Source organism: Enterobacter cloacae complex sp. IR5458 (assembly GCF_049238025.1).
Classification (GTDB): domain Bacteria; phylum Pseudomonadota; class Gammaproteobacteria; order Enterobacterales; family Enterobacteriaceae; genus Enterobacter; species Enterobacter kobei.
This window is the reverse complement of sequence record NZ_JBMKIF010000013.1, coordinates 19,261-35,408: the sequence shown is the minus strand read 5'-3', so window position 1 is coordinate 35,408 and position 16,148 is coordinate 19,261. Positions and strand designations below refer to the sequence as shown.

The 16,148-nt window shown below is 56.8% G+C and carries 12 protein-coding genes; 4 read left to right on the top strand and 8 right to left on the bottom strand.

Annotation, left to right across the window (positions count from 1 at the left end; genetic code table 11):
* Nucleotides 1–126: 126 nt before the first annotated feature.
* Entirely contained in the window at nt 127–2,085 is a 1,959-nt protein-coding gene (gene acs, locus ACOTYN_RS12525) for an acetate--CoA ligase (RefSeq protein WP_023331810.1), read from the bottom strand.
* Between the two features lie 423 nt (nt 2,086–2,508).
* On the opposite strand from acs, the gene gltP reads away from it, so the two are divergent.
* Nucleotides 2,509–3,822 (top strand): glutamate/aspartate:proton symporter GltP, encoded by a 1,314-nt coding sequence (gene gltP, locus ACOTYN_RS12520; protein ID WP_014882165.1) that lies wholly within the window; start codon nt 2,509–2,511, stop codon nt 3,820–3,822.
* Nucleotides 3,823–3,902: 80 nt separating this feature from the next.
* Here the strand turns inward: gltP and ACOTYN_RS12515 are convergent, their stop codons facing one another.
* Both ACOTYN_RS12515 and fdhF read right to left on the bottom strand, forming a co-directional pair.
* Nucleotides 3,903–4,577 carry a tetratricopeptide repeat protein gene (locus tag ACOTYN_RS12515; RefSeq protein WP_332957888.1) on the bottom strand — a complete coding sequence of 225 codons (675 nt, stop codon included), beginning with the start codon at nt 4,575–4,577 and terminating at the stop codon, nt 3,903–3,905.
* 106 nt (nt 4,578–4,683) lie between these two features.
* Nucleotides 4,684–6,831 (bottom strand): formate dehydrogenase subunit alpha, encoded by a 2,148-nt coding sequence (gene fdhF / locus ACOTYN_RS12510; protein ID WP_081367688.1) that lies wholly within the window; start codon nt 6,829–6,831, stop codon nt 4,684–4,686.
* Between the two features lie 257 nt (nt 6,832–7,088).
* Here fdhF and ACOTYN_RS12505 point away from each other — a divergent pair, with 257 nt between their 5' ends.
* Nucleotides 7,089–7,820, top strand: coding sequence for a response regulator (locus tag ACOTYN_RS12505; protein ID WP_032637732.1), 732 nt, complete (start codon nt 7,089–7,091; stop codon nt 7,818–7,820).
* A gap of 3 nt (nt 7,821–7,823) precedes the next feature.
* Here the strand turns inward: ACOTYN_RS12505 and lpxO are convergent, their stop codons facing one another.
* The 4 genes from lpxO to ACOTYN_RS12485 all read right to left on the bottom strand — a co-directional run bounded on the left by lpxO (nt 7,824) and on the right by ACOTYN_RS12485 (nt 12,452).
* Entirely contained in the window at nt 7,824–8,732 is a 909-nt protein-coding gene (gene lpxO, locus ACOTYN_RS12500; RefSeq protein ID WP_071922691.1) for a lipid A hydroxylase LpxO, read from the bottom strand.
* A 233-nt stretch (nt 8,733–8,965) separates the two neighbouring features.
* On the bottom strand, nt 8,966–9,907 hold the full coding sequence (locus tag ACOTYN_RS12495; protein WP_014882170.1) for an ABC transporter substrate-binding protein: 942 nt from the start codon (nt 9,905–9,907) through the stop codon (nt 8,966–8,968).
* 32 nt (nt 9,908–9,939) lie between these two features.
* Complete coding sequence (locus ACOTYN_RS12490; RefSeq protein ID WP_014882171.1) at nt 9,940–10,935, bottom strand: ABC transporter permease subunit; 996 nt, start codon at nt 10,933–10,935, stop codon at nt 9,940–9,942.
* A gap of 2 nt (nt 10,936–10,937) precedes the next feature.
* On the bottom strand, nt 10,938–12,452 hold the full coding sequence (locus ACOTYN_RS12485) for a sugar ABC transporter ATP-binding protein (protein ID WP_014882172.1): 1,515 nt from the start codon (nt 12,450–12,452) through the stop codon (nt 10,938–10,940).
* Nucleotides 12,453–12,633: 181 nt separating this feature from the next.
* Between ACOTYN_RS12485 and ACOTYN_RS12480 the strand changes: the two genes are divergently transcribed.
* The gene (locus ACOTYN_RS12480; RefSeq protein WP_071922690.1) at nt 12,634–14,913 is read left to right on the top strand and encodes a hybrid sensor histidine kinase/response regulator; all 2,280 of its coding nucleotides are present in this window, start codon (nt 12,634–12,636) and stop codon (nt 14,911–14,913) included.
* A 69-nt stretch (nt 14,914–14,982) separates the two neighbouring features.
* Nucleotides 14,983–15,303 carry a DDRRRQL repeat protein YjdP gene (gene yjdP / locus ACOTYN_RS12475; protein ID WP_014882174.1) on the top strand — a complete coding sequence of 107 codons (321 nt, stop codon included), beginning with the start codon at nt 14,983–14,985 and terminating at the stop codon, nt 15,301–15,303.
* 82 nt (nt 15,304–15,385) lie between these two features.
* Here the strand turns inward: yjdP and phnP are convergent, their stop codons facing one another.
* Nucleotides 15,386–16,144, bottom strand: a complete 759-nt coding sequence (gene phnP, locus ACOTYN_RS12470) for a phosphonate metabolism protein PhnP (protein ID WP_071922689.1) — start codon at nt 16,142–16,144, stop codon at nt 15,386–15,388.
* Nucleotides 16,145–16,148 lie beyond the last annotated feature (4 nt).

Here is a 16,148-nt window from a genome sequence, read left to right as displayed (position 1 = left end):
CAAAGGTAAGGTTGGTTTGTTTTTAGTCCCCTCTCCCCTTTGGGGAGAGGGTTAGGGTGAGGGGAGAGGAAGGTGCGGTCTGATGCCCTCACCCCGGCCCTCTCCCACAGGGAGAGGGAGAAAAAACTAGGAAGGCATTGCGATGGACTGCTTCTCTTCGAGCAGTTTTTCCACCACGCCAGGATCCGCGAGCGTTGAGGTATCACCGAGGTTGCTGGTATCCCCCGCCGCGATTTTGCGCAGGATACGGCGCATAATCTTGCCGGAGCGGGTTTTCGGCAGCGAGTCGGTCCAGTGCAGCACGTCCGGCGTAGCAAGCGGGCCGATCTCCTTACGTACCCAGTTGCGCACCTCGGCGTACAGCTCGGGTGATGGCTCCTCGCCGTGGTTCAGCGTGACGTAAGCGTAAATCGCCTGGCCTTTGATGTTGTGCGGGATCCCGACAACGGCGGCTTCAGCAATTTTCGGATGCGACACCAGCGCCGATTCAATTTCAGCCGTCCCCAGACGGTGGCCAGAAACGTTGAGCACGTCATCCACGCGACCGGTGATCCAGTAATAACCGTCTTCATCACGGCGCGCGCCGTCGCCGCTGAAGTACATGTTTTTAAAGGTCGAGAAATAGGTCTGCTCAAAGCGTTCGTGGTCGCCGAACAGGGTACGCGCCTGGCCTGGCCACGAGTCGACGATCACCAGGTTGCCTTCGGTGGCCCCGTCCAGCGGGTTGCCCTCGTTATCCACCAGCGCAGGCTGTACGCCGAAGAATGGGCGCGTGGCAGAACCGGCCTTCAGCTGTGTGGCGCCAGGCATAGGGGTGATCATGAAGCCGCCGGTTTCGGTCTGCCACCAGGTGTCCATCACCGGGCATTTTTCATTGCCGATTTTCTTCCAGTACCACTCCCAGGCTTCGGGGTTAATGGGTTCACCCACGGAACCGAGGATGCGCAACGAAGAGCGGTCAGTGCCTTCGATGGCCTTATCGCCTTCCGCCATTAACGCGCGGATCGCCGTTGGCGCGGTGTAGAGAATGTTGACCTGGTGCTTGTCGACTACCTGACACATACGCGCCGGGGTCGGCCAGTTTGGCACGCCCTCAAACATCAACGTGGTGGCACCGCAGGCCAGCGGGCCGTAGAGCAGGTAGCTATGCCCGGTCACCCAGCCCACGTCGGCGGTACACCAGTAGATGTCGCCCGGGTGGTAGTCGAAAACATATTTAAAGGTCGTGGCCGCATAAACCAGATAACCGCCGGTGGTGTGCAGCACGCCTTTCGGTTTACCGGTTGAACCGGAGGTGTAAAGAATGAACAGCGGATCTTCAGCATTCATCTCTTCCGGCTGATGCTGGTCACTCGCTTTCTCGATCAGGTCACTCCACCACAGGTCACGTCCCTCGTTCCAGTCGATCTTGCCGCCGGTACGCTTCAGCACGATAACGTTACTGACCGTTTTGACATTCGGGTTTTTCAGCGCTTCATCGACGTTTTTCTTCAGCGGGATACCGCGTCCGGCGCGCACGCCTTCATCGGCGGTGATCACCAGTTTTGAACTGGAATCGACAATACGGCCTGCAACGGCTTCCGGCGAGAACCCGCCGAAGATAACCGAGTGAATTGCGCCGATACGCGCGCAGGCCAGCATAGCAACCGCGGCTTCCGGCACCATTGGCATATAGATAGCCACCACATCGCCCTTTTTAATGCCTTTTTCCAGCAGGACGTTGGCGAAACGGCAGACGTCGCGATGCAGTTCTTTATAGGTAATGTGTTTGCTCTGTGAGGCATCGTCGCCTTCCCAGATGATGGCGGTTTCATTCCCGCGTTCGGCAAGATGGCGATCCAGGCAGTTCGCCGCCAGGTTCAGCGTGCCATCTTCATACCATTTAATGGAGACGTTGCCGGGCGCAAAGGAGGTGTTTTTCACCTTCTGATAAGGTTTGATCCAGTCAAGGATGTGTCCCTGCTCGCCCCAGAAGGCGTCAGGGTGGGAAACTGATTGCTGATATTTCTCGTGGTACTGCTCCGGGGTGATCAGGCAACGGTCCGCAATGTTTGCGGGAATGTCGTGTTTATGTATTTGGCTCATGGCTTTTTTTCTCCTTGTAAGATGTTAATAATATGTCGCAAAAACGTTAATAGTAGGGGCTTTACAAGCTTTGTTTATTATTTGGGCTACAGATCACGCATTGTTTGAAGAGGTTGAAAAACGAGCGAATGAAACTTTGAAGGGAAATAATTCAGCCTGACGATTATTCGCATTTAGATTTAAAAAAGCGTTTTTATAACAAATGGTTATTTATCAGGATAATGACAAACTCGCGTTATACCGTCATTTTCCAGTGAAATGCGTCGTTCTTTAAGGCTTGCGCAACAGGTCGCGCAAATGATACTCATACGCCGCGTTAAAAAATCCCATAAACCAACGCAACACAATTCATACCCTTTCAGTATGTCTCCATATTCATGCAGTTTTGCTGGTGCGGAGATTTCATTGAGGAAGTCAGTTTCTATGAAAAACGTTAAAGTCAGCCTGGCCTGGCAGATCTTGCTAGCCCTTGTGCTGGGCATCTTGCTGGGCAGTTATCTCCACTATCATAGCGACAGCCGCGAATGGCTGATTGCCAACCTGCTCTCCCCGGCGGGCGATATCTTTATTCATTTGATCAAGATGATCGTGGTGCCGATTGTGATCTCGACGCTGGTGGTCGGCATTGCCGGGGTCGGTGACGCGAAACAGTTAGGCCGTATCGGTGCGAAAACCATTCTCTATTTCGAAGTGATCACTACGGTTGCGATTATTCTGGGGATTACCCTGGCAAACGTGTTCCAGCCAGGTTCCGGGATAGATATGTCGCAGCTGGCCACGGTGGATATTTCGAAATACCAAAGCACAACGGCGGAAGTGCAGAGCCATGCGCACGGCCTGATGGGCACGATCCTTTCACTGGTGCCGACCAATATCGTGGCGTCGATGGCGAAAGGCGAGATGTTGCCGATAATCTTCTTCTCGGTGCTGTTTGGCCTGGGGCTCTCCTCGCTGCCTGCCACGCACCGTGAACCGCTGGTCACCGTCTTCCGCTCCATCTCCGAAACCATGTTCAAAGTGACCCACATGGTGATGCGCTACGCGCCGGTTGGGGTGTTCGCATTGATTGCGGTGACCGTGGCAAACTTCGGCTTTGCCTCCCTGTGGCCGCTGGCGAAGCTGGTGATCCTGGTGCACTTCGCCATCCTGTTCTTTGCGCTGGTGGTGCTGGGCATTGTGGCGCGCCTGTGCGGGCTGAGCATCTGGATCCTGATCCGTATCCTGAAAGATGAGTTGATTCTGGCGTACTCCACGGCAAGCTCTGAGAGCGTGCTGCCGCGCATTATTGAGAAGATGGAGGCTTACGGTGCGCCTGCCTCTATCACCAGCTTCGTGGTGCCGACCGGCTACTCTTTCAACCTGGACGGTTCAACGCTGTACCAGAGTATCGCCGCTATCTTTATTGCGCAGCTGTATGGCATTGACCTGTCGCTGTGGCAGGAGATCGTGCTGGTGCTGACCCTGATGGTGACATCTAAAGGTATTGCAGGCGTACCGGGCGTTTCGTTCGTGGTGCTGCTGGCGACGCTGGGCAGCGTGGGTATTCCGCTGGAAGGTCTGGCGTTTATCGCCGGTGTCGACCGTATCCTCGATATGGCGCGTACGGCGCTGAACGTGGTGGGGAATGCCCTGGCGGTGCTGGTTATCGCCAAGTGGGAACACAAATTCGACCGTAAAAAAGCGCTGGCGTATGAACGCGAGGTGCTGGGGCGTTTTGATAAGACGGCCGATCGGTAACATCTTATGCCCGGTGGCGCTGCGCTTACCGGGCCTACGGGTTTTGTAGGCCCGGTAAGGCGAAGCCGCCACCCGGCGCTTTACTCCCCGCTCAACGCATCAAACTCTTCACATCCCGTATCAAACCCTTCCGTACAGCTCAGGTTCAACCAGTAAAGCGCTTTCTGCATGTTCGGCGTGATAAACCCTTTCTCGCCCTGTCTGAACAGCATCCCCGCCCAGTACTCCGCATAGCCCGTTCGCGACAGGGTAGAACTTCGCTTGAACCACGACGCGGCCCGCACGTCATCCTGAGCCACCTCAACGCCGTTGGCATAGATCAGCCCCAGCAGCAGCTGCGCGTCTACCGCCGAATCGTTGTCGATATCTTCAGTCGCCGTTTGCAGGAGCTTAATGGCCTGGGGATAGTCGGTTTGACCGGCCTGAGTGTTGACCAGCACGCGCGCCAGCATGATCGCGCCGCGTTTGCTGCCTGCAATGTTTGCCTGCTGCGCCAGAGCCTTGGCCTGCGCGTAATCCCCCTGCGTAAAGTGAATTTGCGACAACAGCGCCATGGCATCGACATCGCCACCTTTTGCGGCTTTTTCGGCCCACCGCGCGGCCTGTGTGCGGTCCCCCGAGCTGAAGTAGGTATCAGCAAGATAATACTGGGCGCGGGCATCGCCCGCTTCCGCCTGCTTCAGATACTGGCTGCCTATCTCATCCGCGCAGGCGAACGAGGTTATAAAGAATAACAACAGAAAAATGGCTTTCATGGATTCTTATCTTCTGGGTACACGCCGCGCAGTATAATCGCGGTGGCGGAAATAAAAAAAGGGAGTGAATATATCACTCCCTTTGTTCATTAATTAATTACCCGCTTCAACCCATTGCGCTTTCACGCAGTCGGGCTTTCAGCTTGTTATATTCGTCAATCACATACTGTTCGGCAGCGTGTTGATCCGCAATGGGCTCCACGTTGACGGCACAATATTTATACTCCGGCGTTTTGGTTATCGGGCTTAAATTCTCCGTCACCAGTTCGTTACAGGCACCAATCCACCACTGGTAGGTCATATAGACCGCTCCTTTGTTGGGACGATCGCTCACCTGCGCACGGGTGATGATTCGCCCTTTGCGCGAGTTCACCCATACCAGCGCCTCATCCTCAATACCCAGGCGTTCCGCGTCGGCAGTGTTGATTTGCGCGTAGCCGGGTTCATCTGCCAGCGCGGCCAGCGCGGCGCAGTTCCCGGTCATTGAGCGACAGGAGTAGTGGCCCACTTCGCGCACGGTGGAGAGCACCATCGGATACTCCTCGGTGAGTTTATCGACAGGTGCGACCCAGTCGCAGGTGAAGAACTGCGCCAGCCCGTTCGGGGTGTCGAACGTCTCTTTGAAGAGGTATGACGTCCCCTGGTCGGCTTCCGACTCATCGCGGCATGGCCACTGGATATACCCCAGCTCACCCATTTTTTCATAGGTGGCACCGTAGAAGTCCGGGCACAGATGCCGCAACTCGTCCCAGATCTCCTGAGTGTTGTTGTAGTGCATCGGGTAGCCCATACGGGTGGCGATTTCGCTGATGATCTGCCAGTCGGTTTTCAGATCCCACTTCGGTTCGACCGCTTTGAAGAAGCGCTGGAAACCGCGGTCAGCCGCCGTGTAGACGCCTTCATGCTCACCCCATGACGTCGACGGTAAAATCACATCCGCCGCCGCCGCGGTTTTGGTCATGAAGATGTCCTGGACAATCACCAGCTCCAGATCCTCAAACCCTTTACGTACCGCAGAGAGTTCGGCATCGGTCTGGAGCGGATCTTCACCCATGATGTAGGCCGCACGCACTTCACCGTGCGCCGCACGGTGCGGCAGCTCGCTGATGCGATAGCCGGTGTGTTCCGGCAGGCTTTCGACCCCCCAGGCTTTCGCGAATTTCTCGCGGTTTTCCGGGAATTTGACGTACTGATATCCTGGATAGGTATCCGGCAGCGCGCCCATATCGCAGGCCCCCTGGACGTTATTCTGGCCACGTACCGGGTTGACGCCGACGTGGGCCTTGCCCAGGTTACCCGTCAGCATGGCGAGGCTGGTCAACGAACGCACGGTTTCCACGCCCTGGTAGAACTGGGTCACGCCCATGCCCCACAGAATGGCGGCGGTTTTCGCCCCGGCGTACATGCGTGCGGCCTGGCGGATCTCCTGTGCGCTGACGCCGGTTATCGCTTCAACGGACTCTGGCGTATAGCCTTCGACAATTTTACGATACTCTTCAAAGCCCTCCGTGCGGCTGGCCACAAACGCCTGGTCGTACAGATTCTCCTCAATAATGACGTGCCCCATCGCATTCAACAGCGCGATATTCGAGCCGTTTTTCAATGCAATGTGCATATCCGCAATGCGCGCGGTTTCAATTTTGCGCGGATCGCAGACGATGATTTTCGCCCCGTTCTGTTTGGCGCGAATAACATGGTTCGCGACGATAGGGTGAGAATCCGCCGGGTTATAGCCGAAAATAAACACCAGATCGGTGTTGTCTATCTCGTTGATGGCATTACTCATTGCGCCGTTACCGACCGACTGGTGCAGACCTGCAACCGATGGGCCGTGTCAGACGCGAGCGCAGCAGTCGACGTTATTGGTTCCAATAACGGCGCGTGCGAATTTTTGCATCACATAGTTGGTTTCATTCCCTGTCCCGCGTGAGGAACCGGTCGTCTGAATCGCATCCGGGCCGTACTTGGCCTTGATGGCGCTGAGGCGCGTGGCGACGTAATCGAGCGCCTCGTTCCAGCTGACGGCTTCCAGCTTGCCACCGCGCTCGCGGCGGATCATAGGGGTTTTCAGGCGCGGGGTGAGGATTTGGGTATCATTGATAAAATCCCAGCCGTAATACCCTTTCAGACACAGCGTGCCCTGGTTGGTTTTCCCCTGTGCGGCCTCCGCCCGGACGATTTTGCCGTTATCGACCACCAGGTGGATCTTGCAACCTGAGGCACAATAAGGGCAAACCGTGACGACTTTTTTCATCAGTCTGCTCCAGTTAATCGAATCTTTCGCACCGACTAATGCAGCTTCTATGCCATGTTTTTAGTAGGGGTAATTACGCGCTTTACGGCGTATTCCTGCCGGCAACCCTGACGAAAAGCAGACCATCGTCAAAATTGACGTGTCGAGTGGGCAGGGTATGTGACATGGGTTGAATTTCCGTCACGGAAAACGCTCTTTCACTGGAGCCGACGGCAGAATGGTTCAGACTTAACATAATCCCCTGACGGAAGCATATGATGAAACCGGCGATTCTGGTGGTTGATGACGATTTGGCAGTGTGCGAACTGCTGCAGGATGTGCTGAGTGAACACGTCTTTGACGTGCTTGTCTGCCATAACGGCCAGGATGTGCCGGGCCGGGTACAACAGACGCCGGAGATCGCCCTTGTCCTGCTGGATATGATGCTGCCGGATATCAATGGGTTACAGGTTTTGCTGCAGTTGCAAAAGCAGCGTCCGGCGCTACCGGTGATCATGTTAACCGGGTTGGGCAGTGAATCCGACGTGGTAGTGGGGCTGGAGATGGGCGCCGACGACTATATTGGCAAACCGTTTAATCCGCGCGTGGTGGTTGCCCGGGTTAAAGCGGTCCTGCGTCGGACCGGCGTGCTGGCCGCAGAAACGCCGATGCCACGCGTAGCGGGGATAACCTTCGACAACTGGACGCTGGATACCTCCCGATGTGAACTGATTGATCCGCAGCGTAACGTCGTGCCGTTGACCCAGGGGGAATATGGCCTGCTGCTGGCGCTTACGCAAAATGCCCGCCGGGTACTCAGCCGCGATCAACTGCTGGAACTCACCCACAGCGAAAGCACGGAGGTGTTTGACCGGACTATTGACGTGCTGATAATGCGTCTGCGCCGGAAAATCGAGGCCAATCCGCATCAGCCTGCGCTCATTAAAACCATTCGTGGACTGGGGTATGTATTTGCCACCGATGTTAGCCGCCCCGAACAGGCGGCATAAGGTCTATGTTATCGCCGGAATAAGAAGGGCGGCAAAAATGGCGCTGATGCACAGGTACTTGAGGGCATAATAGGCTTTACGATTTCGTTTTTTAAGACGCTGTCCGCGTTCGCGCCCCGCATGAACATATTTAAAAATGCGATTAATGCCGCCAGTGCGGTCCTTCTCATCATTGGGTGAGCTGGCTGCAGACATCAGCGTCGTCCCTACCCAATGGTTAACTGCCTGTGCCCAGCGCCACTTCATCGGACGCTCGATATCACAGAAAAGAATAATGCGCGTTTGATCGGTTTTATTTTCTGCCCAGTGAACGTAAGTCTCATCAAAAATGACGGCCTCGCCATCGCGCCAGCTATGGCGCTGCTGGTCCACTTCAATAAAGCAGCGATCGTCATTCGGGGTAGATAAGCCCAGGTGATAGCGAACCGAGCCTGCATAGGGATCGCGATGCTTGCCCAGCTTTGCCCCCGCAGGCAGTTCGGCAAACATCGCCGCCTTTACGCAAGGAATTTGACTCACCAGTTGCGTGGTCACAGGGCAAAGCGCTTGCGCAGAAGGGTGAGCGTCGGCGTACCATTTCAGATAAAAACGTTTCCAGCCGCGTTTAAAAAAGGTGTTAAAGCCAGCGTCGTTATTATTTTGCGCCGCCTTTATATGATCCTGTAAACGCACAGCCTCTTCACGAATAACCTGCCAGTTTTCCGTCAGCGTTTTTAATTCAGGGAAACGCTCTGTCTCAAAGAAAGCCTGCCTGGCGGGCAGGGAAGAGAAAGCCGTCATAAACATATTGATGGGTGCCATGAACGTCGAATGGTCGAACAACTGACGAGACAGCGTCTGTTTTTCTTTCCCGCGTGAATGCGCGTAAATAACGCTAATAATGAAAATACCGATGATGATGGCTGCGAACATTTTTCCCTTGTCCTCTTTCTATCTCATTTCGGAAAAGCGTGCGGACAGAGTGCTGCCCACGCCGAATATGCCAGATGGAGAGAGTGTAGTTCGGGAATGTAAAATTCATAGAACTGTAATGAAAAATCGCAATTATTGTTAAATTAATTGCCCTCGCGAATAAAAGCCTGCAGCCCGGCCAGCGTTTTTTGCCACCCACTCTCCCCAAAGGGGAGAGGGTTTAGGCTGAGGGGTTACTTAACCGTCCATCCTTTATAGGTACCGACGTTCTTTTTATCGATCATCGTCACCGGGATCAGCACCGGTTCTTTCGGTGCCGGTTTACCCTGGAGAATGTCGTAGCCGATCTCGACCGCTTTTGCCGCCATCACCTGCGGATCTTGTGCCGGGGTTGCCACAAACAGGGAATTTTCCCGCTTCAGCGCTTCTTCACCATCCGGGCTGCCATCCACGCCCACAATGAAGAATTCATTGCGCTGCGCCTGTTTTGCCGCCAGATCGGCGCCGATCGCGGTAGGATCGTTAATCGCGAATACGCCGTCGATCTTCGGATTGGCCGCCAGAAGAGAGGTCATGACTTCCAGACCGCCTTCACGGCTGCCTTTGGCGTTCTGGTTATCCGAGAGCACCTTGATATCCGGATGTTTTTTGAATTCCATCTGGCAACCTTCCACACGGTTTTGCACCGCTGAGACCGGTGGTCCGTTGATGATCACCACATTGCCTTTGCCTTTCAGGCGGTCGGTAATGTACTTACAGGCCATTTCGCCCGCCTGGGTGTTATTGGAGGTGATGGTCGCATCGGCACCTTCCGCCGCCACGTCAACCGCCACGACCACGATCCCGGCATCCTTCGCGCGTTTCACCGCCGGGCCGATCCCTTTGGAATCCGCGGCGTTGAGGATGATCATGTCCACTTTCGCGGCGATAAAGTTATCGATCTGCGCCACCTGCTGACCGAGATCGTAACCGCTGGAGACCAGCGTCACTTTGACGTTATCGCCCGCCAGCTTGCGCGCTTCCAGCTCGGCACCTTTGGTGATCTGCACAAAGAACGGATTGGCCAGGTCACCCACCGTCACGCCGATGGACTTCAGATCTTTCGCCTGCGCAAACGGCGTTGCGGCAAGCAGCGCGCCAGCACAGAGCGCGGTCACTAACGGTTTTAAACGCATATTGTATTCCTCGAAGCTGTAGGGTTTTGTTGTTATGCACTTTGATGGTGTCGGGTACGGTATTTGTCGATCAGCACCGCAATGATGATCACCGCCCCTTTGATCACCAGTTGCCAGAAGTAGGAGACGCCCATCAGCGTCATGCCGTTGTTGAGGGTGGCGATAATCAATGCCCCCACCAGCGTGCCGGTGATCGTGCCGATCCCGCCGACGAAGCTGGTACCGCCGAGGATCACCGCCGCAATCGCATCCAGCTCATAGCCGGTACCGAGGTTGCCGTTGGCGCTGTAAAGGCGTGAGGCGCTCATCACGCCACCGAGGCCGGAGAGCAGCCCGCTCATGCCGTAGACAAACAGCAGTACCATCCAGACTTTGATGCCCGTCAGGCGCGCCGCCTGCATGTTGCCGCCCACGGCGTAGATGTGAACGCCCAGCGTAGTGCGGCGCAGGATAAACCAGCAGATAGCAATGACCGCCAAAGCAATGACCACCAGCCATGGCACGGGACCGAGGTAGTTATTGCCGATCCACTCGAAGTTGATGTTCGAGTTGATCACCGTGGTGCCGTCTGCCAGCAGGTAGGCCGCGCCGCGCAGCGCCGTATAGGTACCGAGCGTGACGATAAACGGCGGTAGCCCGGCAAAGGCCACCAGCGCGCCGTTGAACAGCCCCAGCACCATGCCGAGCATCAGCGCCGCCGGAATAGAAAGTCCGGCGAATTCCGGGATCAGCGACACCACCATTGCCGCAACGGCGGTAGTACCGAGAATCGACCCCACGGAGAGGTCAATCCCACCGGTTAAGATGATGAAGGTCATCCCCGCTGCCAGCACGATGTTGATCGACGCCTGACGGGTGATGTTGAGCAGGTTGCTCTCGGTGAAGAAGTTAGGGGCGATAAAGCCAAATACCGCCACGATCAGAATTAAAATAGGTAAAATGCCGATCGTTTGCATCAGATCGCTCATCAGCATTTTTTTGGCGGAGGCGGATTTCGCCACCTGCTGCGGATGGGTTGGAGTTGTCATAATTACACCGCCTGATGATGTGTGTCGTCCACGCCGGTTGCCAGCGTCATGATGTTTTCCTGAGAGATATCGCGCCCGTGGAGTTCACCCGCAATGCTGCCTTCGCGCATCACGTACACCCGGTCACTCATGCCCACCACTTCCGGCAGTTCGCTGGAGATCATCAAAATCGCCACGCCCTTACGCGCCATCTGGTTCATGATGCGGTAGATCTCGCTTTTCGCGCCAACGTCCACGCCGCGGGTGGGTTCGTCCAGAATCAGAATGCGCGGGCCTATCGCCACCCAGCGCGAGATCAGCAGTTTTTGCTGATTACCGCCGGACAGTCCGCCCGCGCGTACCTGTGAATGAGGCACACGAATGTTGAGCAGGGCGATAGCGTCATCGGAAATGGACTGGGCTTTTTTGCGGTTCAGCATGCCGAAGGTGGCATCGCGTTCCAGCGTCGCCATCGTGATGTTCTCCTGCGCCGCCAGCTCCAGAAACAGCCCCTGCTCCTTACGGTTCTCGGTGAGAAAACCGATCCCGTTTTCAATGGCCGCGCGCGGGGAGTGGATCACCACCGGCTCGCCGTCCACCTCAATCATGCCGCCCGTGGCTTTGCGCACGCCGAAAATCAGCTGCGCCAGCTCGGAGCGTCCGGCCCCGACCAGCCCGGCCAGCCCGACGATTTCGCCGGAACGGACCTGTAAACTGCACGGCCGCACTTTTTTACCGTCGGTAAGGTGGTGGACGTTCAGGCGCGGGCTGCCGAGAGGGATATCGCGCTCTTTGTTGAACAGATCGCTTAAGGGGCGGCCCACCATCATTTTCACCAGCTCGGAGGCGTTGAGCTTGTCGCGCGTCAGGCTGCCGACGTACTGCCCGTCACGCAGAACACTGACGCGGTCAGAGAGTTCATACACTTCCGCCATGCGGTGGCTGATATAGATAATCGCCATGCCTTCATCGCGCAGGCGCAGAATCAGTTCAAACAGGCGGTGGGTTTCGCGGGAAGAGAGGGCAGCGGTGGGTTCGTCCATCACCAGAATGCGGCTGTTGCGGTGCAGCGCGCGGGCAATTTCTACCTGCTGCTGTTCGGCGATGGTCAGCTTCATCACCCGATCGGTGGCGCTGAACTGGGCGCCGAGGCGATCGATCACCGCCTGCGCCTGGGCGGCCATCTCTTTACGCTGAACCAGCCCGCCGCGCGACAGTTCGCTGCCGAGGAAAATGTTTTCCGCCACGGTCAGATTGGGGGCGAGCTGCATCTCCTGGTAAATCAAGGTAATGCCTGCGGCCAGGGCATCTTTCGGCCCTTTGATGTGAAACGGCTGTCCGTCGATCAGGATCTCACCGCGAGTGGCAGTGTAGGCACCTGCGAGGATTTTCATCAGCGTGCTTTTGCCCGCGCCATTTTCGCCCATCAGCGCGTGGATCTCACCGGGGAAAACCGTCAAATCCACGCCCTTGAGCGCGTGGAAATTGCCAAAGGTTTTGGCTATGCCGCGCATCTCTAAAACCGGGGTTCTGCTCATGGCGGATCTCCTGTGAATGTCGATATCTGCACTTCATCACAGGTGCGTAAATGCAAAATGTCAGAAGCTGTTCATATTTGTCATAGTTATGAATAGCTAACCGCCGTCACATTTCTCTTTTCACTCTCCCCGTGGGGGAGGGCCAGGGTGAGGGCATCAGACCGCTAAGGAGCCTAAAGAGATGTCATCACGCCCCCCGTTTTTTACCAGTGCACGTGGCCGCCTGCTGATGTTCAATCTGCTGGTTGTTGCGGTCACGCTGATGGTCAGCGGCGTGGCGGTGCTTGGCTTCCGTCATGCCAGCCAGATCCAGGAGCAGGTGCAGCAGCAAACGCTGGATGACATGACCGGCAGCATGAACCTCGCTCGCGATACGGCTAACGTGGCGACGGCGGCGGTGCGGCTGTCGCAGGTAGTCGGATCGCTGGAGTACAAAGGCGAGGCGGAGCGGTTAAAGCAGATGCAAACGGCATTGCGCCGCTCGCTGGAGCAGCTGGCCGATGCGCCGCTGGCGCAGCTGGAGCCGGCGCTGGTGGCGCGGATTATTCAGAGAAGCAATGAATTACAGCAAGGCGTGACGGGGATGCTGGAGCGCGGGCAGCGACGCCATCTGGAGCGTAACGCGCTGCTCAGTTCGCTCTACCAGAGCCAGAGTTACCTGCGTCATCTGCAGGACATCAACCGCCGTACTGGCGGCGATGTTCCGGATGCGCAGCTGCTGATGGAAATGGACAGGCTGATCGCCGCCGCCATCGAAACCCCTTCACCACGCGCCACGATACAGCAGCTGGATACGGTGACGGCGATGTTGCCCCAGCGCGCGACGCAGCCTGCGGTCAACGTTGTGCTGCCCGACTTTAACGCCGAGCTGCGTAAGCTTGCCCCGCTGTCGACGCAGCTGGCAGAGAGCGATCTGGCAATAAGCTGGTATATGTTCCACATCAAGGCGCTGGTGGCGATACTGAATAGCGATATCAATCAGTACGTTGAACAGGTCGCGCAAGCCTCCCGGCTTCGCACAGCCCAGAGCCATCACGAGCTGCAATCCATTAGCGTTTTTATCAGCATTTTCGCCGTGCTGGCGCTGATCATCACCGGGTGCGCCTGCTGGTATATTTACCGTAACCTGGCCTCCAACCTGACGGCTATCTCCCGGGCCATGTCGCGCCTTGCCCGTGGCGAACAGGATGTCTCGGTGCCCGCATTGCAGCGGCGGGACGAGCTGGGCGAGCTGGCGCGAGCGTTTAACGTTTTTGCCCGCAACACTGCTTCACTTGAGCACACGACGCGTCTGCTGAAAGAGAAAACGACGCAGATGGAGATTGACCGCATCGAGCGTCAGGGACTGGAAGAAGCGTTGCTCCACAGCCAGAAGATGAAGGCTGTCGGACAGCTGACCGGCGGGCTGGCGCATGATTTTAATAATCTTCTGGCGGTGATCATCGGCAGTCTTGAGCTGACCGACCCCGAATCAAAAGACGCGCCGCGTATCACCCGGGCACTGAAGGCGGCCGAACGCGGCGCCATGCTGACCCAGCGCCTGCTGGCATTTTCCCGCAAGCAATCCCTGACGCCGCATACCGTTGAGATGAAACCGCTGCTGGAGAACCTGCGGGAGCTGATGCGCCACTCCTTGCCTGTCACCCTGACGCTGGAGATTGAAGCGCAAACCCCGGCATGGTCCGCATGGATAGACGTCGGCCAGCTGGAAAACGCGATTATCAATCTGGTGATGAACGCCCGCGATGCGATGGAAGGGCAAAGCGGCGTCATTAAAATTCGTACATGGAACCAGCGCGTGACCCGCAGCGACGGGCGCAGGCAGGATATGGTGGCGCTGGAGGTCATTGACCATGGTAGCGGTATGGCGCAGGAGGTGAAATCCCGGGTCTTTGAACCGTTCTTTACCACCAAACAGACCGGAAGTGGCAGCGGATTAGGGTTGTCGATGGTGTACGGTTTTGTGCGTCAGTCCGGGGGACGCGTGGAGATTGAAAGCGCGCCGGGGCAGGGCACCACCGTTCGGCTCCATCTGCCGCGCTCGACGTTTTCCACCGTGTCTGAAAGTGAGACGCTCCCGGCTACCACCTCCCCGGATAGCGAGCGGCTGGTGCTGGTACTGGAAGATGAGGCGGATGTCCGCCAGACCCTGTGTGAGCAGCTGCATCAGCTGGGCTACCTGACGCTCGAAGCGGAGAATGGCGAGCAGGCCCTGAGCATGCTGGAGGCATCACCGGATATTGGCATGTTTATCAGCGACCTGATGCTGCCCGGAAGCCTCAGCGGAGCGGAGGTCATTAACCATGTGCGCAGTCATTATCCGCAGCTTCCGGTGCTGCTGATCAGCGGCCAGGATTTGCGGCCGACGCATAACCCTCAGCTGCCGGACGTTCAGCTACTGCGTAAGCCGTTTACCCGCGTACAGCTGGCACAGGCGCTGCGTAAGGTGATGGTAATTTGAGATTCCTCCGCTACTCCGGCACAGTGCCGTTGATTACCTTAACGCCAGTCCACCTGTGAGTCTGGCCTTATGAAACGTTACTTTTCCGCTCTGATATTGGGTCTGCTGTCACTCACCAGCCAGCTGGCCCACGCCGACGTGATTGATGATGCCATTGGCAACATTCAGCAGGCGATCAACGATGCTTATAACCCCGACAGCAGCCGTAATGACGACGACGATCGCTACGATCGCAGCCGTCAAAGCGACAGCCGTCAGTACGACGATCGCCGTCGGCAGCTCGAAGACAGACGCCGCCGTTTAGACGAGCGTCAACGTCAGTTAGATGACGACAGGCGTCGACTGGAAGAGGATGAACGGCGTTTAGAAGACGATTACGATCGCGGCTAAAGCCTGGTGGCGCTTCGCTTACGCAGGCCTACAAAACCCTGGCGTGTAGGCCGGGTAAGGCGCAGCCGCCACCCGGCAAAACTCAGTCGAGTACCAGCACCATGCCGTCATACCCCGCTTCGATACCGTTCGGCAGCGGGGTGTTCATCATCCACACGTCAAACTGATGGCTGATGTGCGTCAGGATCACCTGCGGACAGCCAATCACCTCGTTTAACGCAACCACGGTGTTCAAATCACAATGGTTACGCGGCGGCTCGTCACGCGGTTCATGACTGCAGTCGATGATTATCGCCTGCGGCTGATTGTTGAGCAGAAACTTCACCGTTTTTTCCGGTAATCCCGCCGTGTCTGAAAGCCACGCCACGCGGCTGTGGGCGGATTCCAGCAGATAGCCAAACGTCAGCTTCGAATGGTTGAGGGGCAGCGGAGTCACCCGCAGTCCCTGTAGCTCAAACACCACAAACGGTTCGACCGTATGACTGAAATCCAGGATCCCCGGATGTTTGAACAGGTCGTCACACCCCGCGTCGTCCGGTGGGCCGTAGACCGGAATCGTTGCACCCACGCCCCAGCGCAGGGGAAACAGCCCCTGAACGTGATCCATATGATAGTGAGTGAGTAAAAACTGCTGAAAACTGCCCGCGGGCCAGTCCTCCATCAGGTGTGGAATACCGGCGTCCAGCAACGTGACCGCATCGTTGTATTTGACCACCGCACTGCAGGGACGACGGCGATAATTTTCCTGCAAACGCGCGCGTCTACACGCCGCGCAGTCGCAGCCAAAGACGGGCACCAGCTGGGCACCGCCGGTGCCGGTTAACGTTATGGTCAGACTCATCACT

Excerpts from the sequence above, each read along its gene's own strand:
- ACOTYN_RS12485 (WP_014882172.1), bottom strand. The coding sequence starts at position 12,452 with ATGAGCAGAACCCCGGTTTTAGAGATGCGCGGCATAGCCAAAACCTTT.
- ACOTYN_RS12490 (WP_014882171.1), bottom strand. The coding sequence starts at position 10,935 with ATGACAACTCCAACCCATCCGCAGCAGGTGGCGAAATCCGCCTCCGCC.
- yjdP (WP_014882174.1), top strand. The coding sequence starts at position 14,983 with ATGAAACGTTACTTTTCCGCTCTGATATTGGGTCTGCTGTCACTCACC.
- ACOTYN_RS12495 (WP_014882170.1), bottom strand. The coding sequence starts at position 9,907 with ATGCGTTTAAAACCGTTAGTGACCGCGCTCTGTGCTGGCGCGCTGCTT.
- lpxO (WP_071922691.1), bottom strand. The coding sequence starts at position 8,732 with ATGTTCGCAGCCATCATCATCGGTATTTTCATTATTAGCGTTATTTAC.
- acs (WP_023331810.1), bottom strand. The coding sequence starts at position 2,085 with ATGAGCCAAATACATAAACACGACATTCCCGCAAACATTGCGGACCGT.
- ACOTYN_RS12505 (WP_032637732.1), top strand. The coding sequence starts at position 7,089 with ATGAAACCGGCGATTCTGGTGGTTGATGACGATTTGGCAGTGTGCGAA.
- gltP (WP_014882165.1), top strand. The coding sequence starts at position 2,509 with ATGAAAAACGTTAAAGTCAGCCTGGCCTGGCAGATCTTGCTAGCCCTT.
- ACOTYN_RS12480 (WP_071922690.1), top strand. The coding sequence starts at position 12,634 with ATGTCATCACGCCCCCCGTTTTTTACCAGTGCACGTGGCCGCCTGCTG.
- phnP (WP_071922689.1), bottom strand. The coding sequence starts at position 16,144 with ATGAGTCTGACCATAACGTTAACCGGCACCGGCGGTGCCCAGCTGGTG.
- ACOTYN_RS12515 (WP_332957888.1), bottom strand. The coding sequence starts at position 4,577 with ATGAAAGCCATTTTTCTGTTGTTATTCTTTATAACCTCGTTCGCCTGC.